6 protein-coding genes are annotated in these 10,291 nt (G+C 72.7%); 5 read left to right on the top strand and 1 reads right to left on the bottom strand.

All coding sequences use genetic code 11. From position 1 onward, the window contains the following. Positions 1 to 25 precede the first annotated feature (25 nt). Positions 26 to 4,879, top strand: coding sequence for a hypothetical protein (locus tag ACFVXE_RS30635; RefSeq protein ID WP_389676057.1), 4,854 nt, complete (start codon positions 26 to 28; stop codon positions 4,877 to 4,879). 2 nt (positions 4,880 to 4,881) lie between these two features. On the opposite strand, the gene ACFVXE_RS30640 is transcribed toward ACFVXE_RS30635, so the two are convergent. Continuing rightward, positions 4,882 to 5,349 (bottom strand): hypothetical protein, encoded by a 468-nt coding sequence (locus tag ACFVXE_RS30640; protein WP_389676058.1) that lies wholly within the window; start codon positions 5,347 to 5,349, stop codon positions 4,882 to 4,884. Positions 5,350 to 5,761: 412 nt separating this feature from the next. Between ACFVXE_RS30640 and ACFVXE_RS30645 the strand changes: the two genes are divergently transcribed. The 4 genes from ACFVXE_RS30645 to ACFVXE_RS30660 are packed head-to-tail and all read left to right on the top strand — an operon-like array spanning position 5,762 to position 10,165. Then, positions 5,762 to 8,692, top strand: coding sequence for a nitrate- and nitrite sensing domain-containing protein (locus ACFVXE_RS30645; RefSeq protein ID WP_389676060.1), 2,931 nt, complete (start codon positions 5,762 to 5,764; stop codon positions 8,690 to 8,692). Further along, complete coding sequence (locus tag ACFVXE_RS30650) at positions 8,689 to 9,132, top strand: roadblock/LC7 domain-containing protein (protein WP_389676062.1); 444 nt, start codon at positions 8,689 to 8,691, stop codon at positions 9,130 to 9,132. Before ACFVXE_RS30645 ends, ACFVXE_RS30650 begins: the two co-directional genes overlap by 4 nt. 9 nt (positions 9,133 to 9,141) lie before the next feature. Further along, a complete protein-coding gene (locus ACFVXE_RS30655; protein WP_389676064.1) occupies positions 9,142 to 9,579 on the top strand; it encodes a DUF742 domain-containing protein in 438 nt (145 codons plus the stop codon). Next, a complete protein-coding gene (locus ACFVXE_RS30660) occupies positions 9,560 to 10,165 on the top strand; it encodes an ATP/GTP-binding protein (RefSeq protein ID WP_389676066.1) in 606 nt (201 codons plus the stop codon). The genes ACFVXE_RS30655 and ACFVXE_RS30660 overlap by 20 nt, the downstream gene beginning before the upstream one ends. Positions 10,166 to 10,291 lie beyond the last annotated feature (126 nt).

Raw genomic sequence — 10,291 nt, forward strand, 5'->3', positions numbered from 1 at the left:
TTCCGAACGACGAGAGTCCGCCGCCATGTACGAGCTGTCCCGGGTCCGCCTCTACTCCATCGGGCCGGCCGGTGCGCGCTACGCCGACACCGTGCTCGACCTGCGCGGCGTGGGCGAGCCCGTGCCCAACCCCGCCCCGGCCCAGGCGGAGTTCTTCGAGGAGGAGCCCGTCGGCCCACCGCGCCGCCCGGCGCCCGCCGGTGTGCTCTTCCTGGAGAACGGCGGGGGGAAGTCGGTTCTGCTGAAGCTCATCTTCTCGGTGATGCTGCCCGGCCACCGCAACACCCTGGGCGGCGCCAGCTCCGGCGTCCTGCGCAAGTTCCTGCTCGCCGACGACTGCGGTCACGTGGCCCTGGAATGGCAGCACACCCTCACCGGTGAGTGCGTCGTCGTCGGCAAGGTCAGCGAGTGGCGCGGACGGCAGGTCTCCAACGACCCGCGCAAGTTCGCCGAGGCCTGGTACTCCTTCCGCCCCGGGCCCGGACTCAGCCTCGACTCCCTCCCCGTCGCCGAGGCCACCGCCGTCGGCCGCCCCGCCGACGGCGCCTCCGGTGCCCAGGGCAGGCGCCGCACCATGAAGGGATTCCGGGACGCCCTGACGGACGCGGGCAAGTTCTACCAGCACCTCGATGTGCACTGGGAAGAGATCCACGACCGGTGGAACGAACACCTGGGCGACCTCGGACTGGACCCCGAACTCTTCCGCTACCAACGCGAGATGAACGCGGACGAGGGCGAGGCCGCCGGACTCTTCGCGGTCAAGAAGGACTCGGACTTCACCGACCTGCTGCTCCGCGCCGTCACCGACACCCGCGACACGGACGGTCTCGCCGACCTCGTCAGCGGCTTCGGCAACAAGCTCGGGCGCAGGGCCGAACTCACCGCGGAACGCGACTTCACCGCAGGCTCCGTCGACCTCCTAGGCAGGATCGTCGAGGCCGCCGGCACCCGTTCGCGCACCCGGGACGTCCACGCCGGTGCCGAACGCCGCACCCGCACCCTCGCCCGCAGGCTCTCCACCCGGGCCGGCCAGGAACGCGTCCGCACCGCCGAGCTCGCCCAGCAGGTGACGGGCGCCGCCCACACCGTCACCGCCGCCGAGGAGGCCCGCAGCCGCAGCGCCCTCATCGCCGCCGAACTCGCCTACCGGCACGCCTCCCTGGCCCTGGCCGCCGCCGAGAAGGGCGCGGCCGCCCAGCGCCGCGAGCTGGTCGACGCCCGCACCCTGCACTCCGCCTGGCAGGCCGCCGAAGCCGTGCTGCGCCACCGCGCCGCCTCCGACCGGTCCGCGCGGGTGGCCGTCGCCATTCGCGAGGCCGAGCGTGACGCCGCGCCCGCACTCGCCGCCCGGGCCACCGCCGCCGCCGACCTCGTACGCGCACTGCACACCGCCGCGGAAGCCGGTGAGCAGGTCGCCAACGAGGAGGAGGAACGCTCCGACACCCTCCAGGCCGCGGGCGAGACCGCCCACCGTGACGCCACCACCGCCGCCACCGAGGCCCAACGGGCCCGCAGCGAGGCCGGGCATCTGCGCCAGCGCCTGGCCGAGGTCGAGCAGGAGACCGCCGAGGCCGTACAGGCCGGCTGGCTCGACAACACCGCGCCGGACGCCGACCCGGCGCGCGCGGCCCTCGCCGCGAGCGACGCCGAGCAGTCCACCGTCGCCGCGTGGAGCGCGGCCAGGGAAGCAGCCGCCGCCGCCGCCGACCGGGCCAGGGAAACGGCGGCCGCCGAGAGCCGCGCCGAGCTCGCGGCGGCGCGTGCCGCGGACGGCGCGCAGGCGGCGGAACAGTCGTACGAGGCGGAGTTGAGGGCCGCCGAGTCGATCGCCGCCGACCACCGCCTCGCCGACCTGCTGGGCCTGCCCTCGGCGCACGGCGCCGGAGTGCCCCGGCCCCGGAGCGCCGCCGGGAGCGAACCGGGAGCCGAACCGCACGCCCCCGGGCCGCAGGACGGACGCGAGACCGGCACCGGCACCGTGGAGGCCGGATCCGACCCGCAGGCGGCCGCCGGGCACGCACTCGCCACCGGCCACGCCGTCACCACCGGGCACTCCCTCGCCGCCGGGCAGCCGCTCGGCGCGGAGGAGTTCGACCGCAGCGCCGACGATCTGAGGGAACTGCTCGACCAGGGCGTCGCCGCCGCCGAACGCCGTCTCTTCGAACTGCGGACCGCCGCCGCCGACGACTCCCGGATCCTCGGCGCACTCGGCGACGGCGGGCTGCTGCCGCCAGGACCCGATGTCCTCGCCACCGTCGAATACCTCGGCGAGCACGGCATCCCGGCCCTGCCCGGCTGGCGCTACCTCGCCCAGGCCGTCGAACCCGCCGACCACGCGGCGGTGCTCGCCGCCCGTCCCGAGCTCGTCGACGGCGTGATCATCACCGACGCCGGCTCGCACGCCCGCGCCCGCGAGGTCCTGGGCAGCGCCGCGCTGCTGCCGCGCTCCGCCGTGGCCGTCGGCACGACCGCAGCGCTGCTGGCCCCGGTACCGCCCCCCGGCACCGGCTCCGCCCCGGACACGGACGGGGTGTTCCTCGTACCGCCGAACCCGGCGATGCACGACGAACACGCCGCCGACGAGGAGCGCCGGGCGCTCAGGACCCGCGCCGCCGAACGGGACGAGGACATCCGTACCCTCGCGGCCCGTCTGGCGGGTGACCGGGCGCTCGCAGCCCGTATCGGCTCCTGGCGCGCCGACTGCCCGCCCGGCACGCTGGCCGAACTGGCCGGAGCGGCCCACGCCGCTCGCACGGCCGCCGAGTCGGCTCACGAGGTGCTCGCCGAGGCCCGTACGGCGCGCGTCGAGGCCGATGAGGCCGCCGCGGACACCGCCCGGGTCCGTGACGAGCGGCAGGAGGCCGCCCAGCGCGCCCGCCGGGTCGCCGACGCCCTCGCGGGTCTGGCCCACCGACTGCGCGAGCGCTCGCGCTGGCAGGCCCGACTGCGCGAACTGGTCGACGAGGCGGCCGAGTCCGAGGCCCGCGCCACCGTCTGCCTGGAACGGGCCCGCGCCGCCGACGAGGACCGCAGGGCCGCCCAGCGTGCCGCCGACGACGCCCGCCGCACCGCCCGCGCCCTGCGCGCCGAACGAGCCGAGATCGCCGGCGCCCCGGAGCTCGTTCCGGAGCTCGTTCCGGAGCCGGGCAGCGATGCCCCCCGCCCTGCCCTGCCCGCCCTGCGGGAGGCTTACCGGGCCGCATCCCAGCTGTACGAGAAGGTGGGTGTCGGCGCCGACCTGCGCGCCGAACAGGCCCGCGCCGAGAGCGACGAGAGCGCCGCACTCGCCGAGCTCGACCGGCTCACCAACAAGGTCCGTACCCGCGCCGCCGTGCTCCTCGAAGGCACCGACGGCGCCGACGGCCCGTCCCGGCAGGCTGCCGCCGCCCGCGCCGAGTCCCTGGTCCAGCTCCTGGAGACCCGGGCCTCCACGGCGAGCGAGCAGCTGGGACGACTGCGGGGTGAGGCAGAACGTCTCGCCCCGGTCGACGGCGAGACCCGCCACACCGAGCTGCCCGACGAGCAGGTCCCCGCCGACGCCGAGCAGGCCCAGGCCCTGCTCCGTACCGCCACGGCGGAACTCGGCACGGCCACCGGTGCCCTGGACACCGCCCGTGCCGCCCACGCCGAACTGCTGCACGCCCACCGCACCGCCGAGGCCTCGGCCGGCGGCTTCGACGAGACCGCGGCGCTCCTGCGCGACCTGCTCAGGGACCACGGCGCGGACGACGAGACAGAGGCCCCCGAGCCGTATCCGGGCAGTCTCGACGAGGCCCGGCAGTCCGCCGCCGAGGCCCGCCGGTCGCTGCGCGGCTGCGCCGCCGACCTCTCCGCCGCCGAGAGCGCCGTGCGCGAGGCGAGCGATGTGCTCGTACGCCACGCCAACTCCACCCGCTACGAGCAGGTCCGCACCCCCGCCCGGCAGCAGATCCGCGAGCTCCCGGCCGCCGCTCTGCCCGAACACGCGGAGAAGTGGGCCGCCGCCTTCGCCCCCAGGCTGCGCGTCCTCACCGACGAGCTGGCCCAGCTGGAGCGCAACCGGGACTCCATCGTCGACCGGCTCCGCGGACTGGTGGAGTCCGCACTCACCACCCTCCGCTCGGCCCAGCGGCTCTCCCAGCTGCCCGAGGGACTGGGGGAGTGGTCAGGGCAGGAGTTCCTCAGGATCCGGTTCGAAGAGCCCGACCAGGCGACCCTGACCGAGCGGCTCGGCGAGGTCATCGACGAGGCCACCCGCGCCGCCCTGAGGAAGAACTCCGATCTGCGCCGCGACGGCATGTCCCTCCTGCTGCGCGGTGTTCAGGCGGCGCTGGAGCCCAAGGGCATCGCCGTGGAGATCCTCAAGCCGGATGCGGTACTGCGTGCGGAACGCGTACCGGTCGGTCAGATGGGCGACGTCTTCTCCGGCGGTCAGCTGCTCACGGCCGCCATCGCCCTGTACTGCACGATGGCCGCGCTCCGCAGCAACGACCGGGGCCGTGACCGCCATCAACACCGCCACGCGGGCACACTCTTCCTCGACAACCCCATCGGGCGTGCCAACGCCACGTATCTGCTGGAGCTGCAGCGTGCGGTGTCGGATGCCCTGGGCGTACAGCTGCTCTACACCACGGGGCTGTTCGACACCACGGCGCTCGCGGAATTCCCCCTGGTCATCCGGTTGCGCAACGACGCGGACCTGCGCGCGGGCCTGAAGTACATCAGCGTGGAGGAGCACCTGCGCCCCGGTCTGCCGCAGCAGGACCCGAACGGTGAGACGGTGCACGGCGAGATCACCGCCACCCGCATGTTCAAGCGCACACCGACGGCGTCCGACGGGTCAGCGAAGCCGGAAACTCCTCGGACCCACCGGATTCCCGACACTCCGGCCGACGACTGACCTCAACTCCTCACCGGGGCGCGTGCTCCAGCCCGTGACAGGCTGCTCGCGCCCCGGCGGCGTATCCGGGCCGCCTCCCGGTCCGCGGCCTTCGCCGCCCGCCGTGCCGTGCGCCGCTCCCGCCGCAGCTGCCGTGCCGAGCTGCTCGGCACGGACACCACGCCGTTGCGCTGGTTCCAGACCTGGCGGGTCACCCACACGTCCAGCACCGACCAGGTCGCGACCACCGTGCTGCCCACACTGCTCAGCACCATGGGGAAGGCGAGCCACGACCCCGTCACCGTGGACAGGAAGGCAACCATGGCCTGAATGATCGTCAGCGACATGATGAGTACGGCGCGCACGGCCGATGTGCGCACCGGATCCGGCATCCGCCGACGTATCGCGGGCTCGTCCACCCACAGGGGCTGCCGCGGGATCCCCGCCCCGCCCGCCGGTGTCCGCGTGCTCCGACGCTCTTCCGTGTCCAAGGACTTTCAACTCCCCACCGCTGTCCGACTTCAGGGTTGCTGCCCGGCATGCGCCGCTTCTACGCGGGCGGACCGGAACGCCCTGCCGTGCCTGCTCCTGGTCGTCCCCTACCCCGTGCGGGCACTCGTACGGACAGACGAACGACTTGTCCCGAAGATTCCCCCCGCCGGCCTCGAAACGAAGACTTCCAGCCAACTGCCGGGTCAGGGAACGGGTCGCTCCGACGGGCCTCTTCTGTCGCTTTCACGAATTTCATCTCCTGGAATACCGGGACAACTCGTGGTCGACGTCCCGCAGTCCGGCCGAAAATCGTCCGGACATGCCTTCGGGTTGTCTGTGGGGCAGTAGTAGGCTCACGCCGTTTATTGCCGGAGACCGCCCCCGTGTGCGGGGGCTGAGCTGGGGGAGGCCGTGCGCTTTCGCGGAAAGTCCATCCGCAGGAAGATCGTGGCGTTGCTGCTGGTGCCGCTCGTCTCCCTCACCGCTCTCTGGGGCTTCGCCACTTTCCTGACCGGCCGGGAGGCCAGTCAGCTGATGAGTGCGAGCGCCGTCGTGGAGAAGGTCGGTCACCCGCTGGAGAACACCGTCCGGGTCATCCAGAACGAGCGCCGCCGGACCCTTGTTTTCCTCGCGGACCCACGGGCCTCGGACGCCCTCCCCCTGCTGCGCCGGGAACGCGCCGCCACCGACCGGGTCGTGGCGGACGTCAGGTCGGGCGCGCAGCAGAAGGACATCCGCGACGCGCTGAGTCCCGATGCCGAAACACAGCTCAATTCGATCTTCAATGCCATCGCCGGACTCGACGCGCTCCGTGATTCCGTCGAGAAACGCACCATCGACCGCAATCAGGCACTGGACTTCTACAACCGTCTCATCGATCCCTGCTACCGCTTCCTGAACGGTCTCCATACGATGGAGAACGTATCGATGGACAAGCAGATACGCGCCCTGTCCGGCATCTCCCGGGCCCGCGAAATGCTCTCCCGGGAAGACGCGCTGGTCGCATCGGCGCTCGTCGCCGGACGGATCGACGCTCCCGAACTCCGGCAGATCTCCGACCTCGTCGCCAATCGCAAACTGCTCTACGACATCAACACCGAGTCCCTTCCGGCGACGGAACGGCAACGTGTGGAGCAGTACTGGGCGAGTCCGGACAGTGAGCCGCTGCGCACCGCGGAGAACAAGATCGTCGCCGCCGGTCCCACCGACGACCCGCACGCGGTCGACGCCGAACGCTGGGAGGAAGTCGCCCCGCCGGTCCTCGACCGGCTGGCCGACGACTCGACCGAGATGAACACCCGCTTCCAGGACCGCGGCAGGCCCGCCGGCTACCACGTCCTGATCAAGGCGGGCGTCGCAGGCGTCCTCGGCTTCCTCGCCCTGCTGGTCTCCGTCTTCGTCTCCGTACGCATCGGCCGGGAACTCGTCCGCGACCTCTCCCGGCTCCGCAAGGAGGCCCACGAGGTCTCCGGCGTCCGGCTGCCCAGCGTGATGCGCCGCCTCGCCGCGGGCGAACTCGTCGACGTCGAGACCGAGGCCCCGCATCTGCGTTACGAGCGGGACGAGATCGGCCAGGTCGGCCAGGCACTCAACACGCTGCAACGTGCCGCCGTGGAGGCCGCGGTCAAGCAGGCCGACATGCGGCGCGGGGTCTCCGAGGTCTTCGTCAACCTCGCCCGCCGCAACCAGGTGCTCCTGCACCGCCAGTTGACGCTGCTGGATGCCATGGAGCGCCGGACCGAGGACACCGACGAACTAGCGGACCTCTTCCGCCTCGATCACCTCACCACTCGCATGAGGCGGCATGCCGAAGGCCTGGTGATCCTTTCCGGCGCCGCGCCGTCCCGGCAGTGGCGCAAGCCGATCCAGTTGATGGACGTGGTGCGGGCGGCCGTCGCAGAGGTCGAGGCGTACGAGCGGATCGAGGTCCGCCGGCTGCCGCGCATCGGGGTGGGCGGCCCGGCCGTCGCCGACCTCACGCATCTCATCGCCGAACTCCTCGAGAACGCCACCGTATTCTCGCCCCCGCACACCGCGGTCCATGTGCACGGCGAACGCGTCGCCAACGGCTTCACCCTCGAAATCCACGACCGTGGCCTCGGCATGCCCCCGGAAGTTCTTCTGGACGCCAATCTGCGGCTCGCCGAGACGCCCGAGTTCGAGCTCTCCGACACCGACCGGCTCGGCCTCTTCGTGGTCAGCCGGCTGGCGCAGCGGCAGAACGTCAGGGTCTCCCTGCAGACGTCCCCGTACGGAGGCACCACCGCCGTCGTCTTCATCCCGGCGGCGCTGCTCACCGACGTGGCGGAGGCCCACGGCAGCGGATTCCGCCTCGACCGGCGGGCCGAGAAGGCGCTCGGCGGCGGCAGGACCGGTCAGGACGGTCCCCGCAGCGACAAGGACCGCAGGGACGGCACACCGGACCGGCGGACCACCGGCCTTGCGCCGGTCTCCACCGGACCGGCGGACCCGATGCTCCTTGACGGGCCGGTCGAACTCGAAGGGCCGGTCGGTCCGCTCGGCTTCGTGTCCGGCCCCGCACTCGATCCCGTACTCGGCTCCACGCTCGAACCGGTACTCGACGGAGTGTCCGACATCGACGACACCGAGAGCGAACGCGGTGGCATCTTCCGCGCCCGTGAGATCCGGCAGGACGCCGAGCGGGACCAGCACCAGCAGGTCTCCGACCAGGTCTCCGGTGCCACGGCCGACGTACGGCCGATGCGCCCGGACGGTCCGGTGCCGCTTCCCCGGCGCAAGCCGCCGACGCTGGTGACCGACCACGGCCGCCGGGTCGACGAGAACGGCCGCGCGCACCCGACGGCCGCCGATCAGGAGCCCGCGGACACCGGCATCGTTCTCCCGGTCTCCGGCCGTTCCCCGTTGTCCCCGTACGGCAACGGCCTGACCGCCCACGGCCCCGGGCAGCCCACCGGCGATTCCTGGGCCCCCGCCGCCGGACCCCGGCGGCCCACCGATCCCCGGCAGCCGATCGGCTTCCGGACACCCACCGAGCCCACCGCACCCGCCGCGGCACCGCCGTGGACCGCACCGTCCCGCCCCGCACCCGCGTCCCCGTACCCGGGGACCGTGGACGGACTGCCTCGCCGGGTCCGGCAGGCCAGCCTCGCCCCGCAGCTCCGCGACTCGTCCGGCGGCCGCGCTCCCGAGCCGGCCCGCACGGAACCTGTCGAGGACGTCGAGCGGGACGCGGATGAAGTGCGCAGTCGCATGGCATCGCTTCAGCGCGGCTGGCAGCGCGGACGCCGGCAGAACGCCGAGGACGCGGCCGGGCCCGGTGACACAGCACAGGGAACCACTCCGGGAGGGGACGGCCGATGACCGCACCGAACGCCGCAGCATCCGACGCCGCACGCCAGGGATCCGGCGAACTCAACTGGCTCCTCGACGAACTCGTCGAGCGGGTCGGCAGCATCCGCAAGGCGCTGGTGCTCTCCAGCGACGGCCTCGCCACGGGCACGTCCGAGGACCTGACCAGGGAGGACAGCGAGCATCTGGCGGCTGTCGCCTCCGGATTCCACAGCCTCGCCAAGGGTGTGGGACGGCACTTCGACGCGGGCCGCGTCCGGCAGACGGTCGTGGAGCTCGACGAGGCGTTCCTCTTCGTCACGGCCGCCGGTGACGGCAGTTGTCTCGCCGTGCTGTCCGACTCCGACTCGGACGTGGGGCAGGTGGCGTACGAGATGACGCTCATGGTCAAGCGCGTGGGGGCCCACCTTGCCAACGCCCCACGGACCTCCGGTCTGTCCGCCGGAGGGTGAGTGGTTGGCATGAGCGCCGACTCCTCCCGTGGTACACCTCCCGGATCACCGACCGCTCCCGCCGGCCCGAGGTCGTCGCACTGGTACGACGCCGACGCGGGGCCGGTCGTCCGTCCGTACGCGATGACCCGCGGTCGTACCAGCAGCGCGTCCCGCCACCGTCTCGACCTGATCGCGATCGTCGTCCCCGAACCGGCGGCCGACGACCCCGGCAGGGACCAGACGCTCTCCCCGGAACATGTGGAGATCGTCGAACTCTGCAGCACCATGCCCCAGTCGATCGCCGAACTGGCGTCCGGTCTGGATCTCCCCGTCGGGGTGGTCCGGGTGCTCGTCGGTGACCTCGTCGAGGACGAGCTGGTGCACGTAACCCGTCCCGTTCCGCCGGCCGAGCTGCCGGACGTGAACATTCTTCGCGAGGTGATCAATGGCCTTCGGGCGCTCTAGCCGCGGCACGCGGCCCGTCGAGCCGGTCACCCTGAAAATTCTGGTGGCGGGCGGCTTCGGAGTGGGCAAGACGACACTGGTGGGCGCGGTCAGCGAGATCAGACCGCTGCGCACCGAGGAACTGCTGAGCGAGGCGGGCCGTCCGGTGGACGACACCGCAGGGGTCGAGGGCAAGACCACGACCACGGTGGCCATGGACTTCGGGCGGATCACGCTCCGCGAGGACCTGGTTCTGTATCTCTTCGGCACACCGGGACAGGACCGGTTCTGGTTCCTCTGGGACGAACTGGCCCAGGGTGCCCTGGGCGCGGTGGTCCTCGCCGACACCCGAAGACTCCAGGACTGCTTCGCGGCCGTCGACTATTTCGAACAGCGTGCGATCCCGTTCACCGTCGCCGTCAACTGCTTCGAGGAAGCGGGCCGCTTCCCGGCGGAGACGGTGCAGGCGGCCCTCGACCTCGACCCCGGGGTACCGGTGCTGATGTGCGACGCGCGCGACCGGGTCTCGGTGCGGGACGTGCTCGTGGCGGTCGTCGAACACGCCCTCGCCCGGGTGGACGGATTCCGGGAGCCTGCCACCACCTGAGGGATTCCCGGAGCGCGGCCCGCATCCCCGCCCCCCCGGGGGGGGGGCGCGGGGGCGGGGGGCGGGCCGGGGGCGGGGGGGGCGCCGCCGGGGGGGGGTTAAAAAAAAAACAAACCCCCGCGACGG

It is taken from the genome of Streptomyces sp. NPDC058231, assembly GCF_042882275.1.
GTDB lineage: Bacteria > Actinomycetota > Actinomycetes > Streptomycetales > Streptomycetaceae > Streptomyces.

Coding starts and splice junctions, on each gene's coding strand:
- ACFVXE_RS30635 (WP_389676057.1), top strand. CDS start 26: ATGTACGAGCTGTCCCGGGTCCGCCTCTACTCCATCGGGCCGGCCGGT.
- ACFVXE_RS30655 (WP_389676064.1), top strand. CDS start 9,142: ATGAGCGCCGACTCCTCCCGTGGTACACCTCCCGGATCACCGACCGCT.
- ACFVXE_RS30650 (WP_389676062.1), top strand. CDS start 8,689: ATGACCGCACCGAACGCCGCAGCATCCGACGCCGCACGCCAGGGATCC.
- ACFVXE_RS30660 (WP_389676066.1), top strand. CDS start 9,560: ATGGCCTTCGGGCGCTCTAGCCGCGGCACGCGGCCCGTCGAGCCGGTC.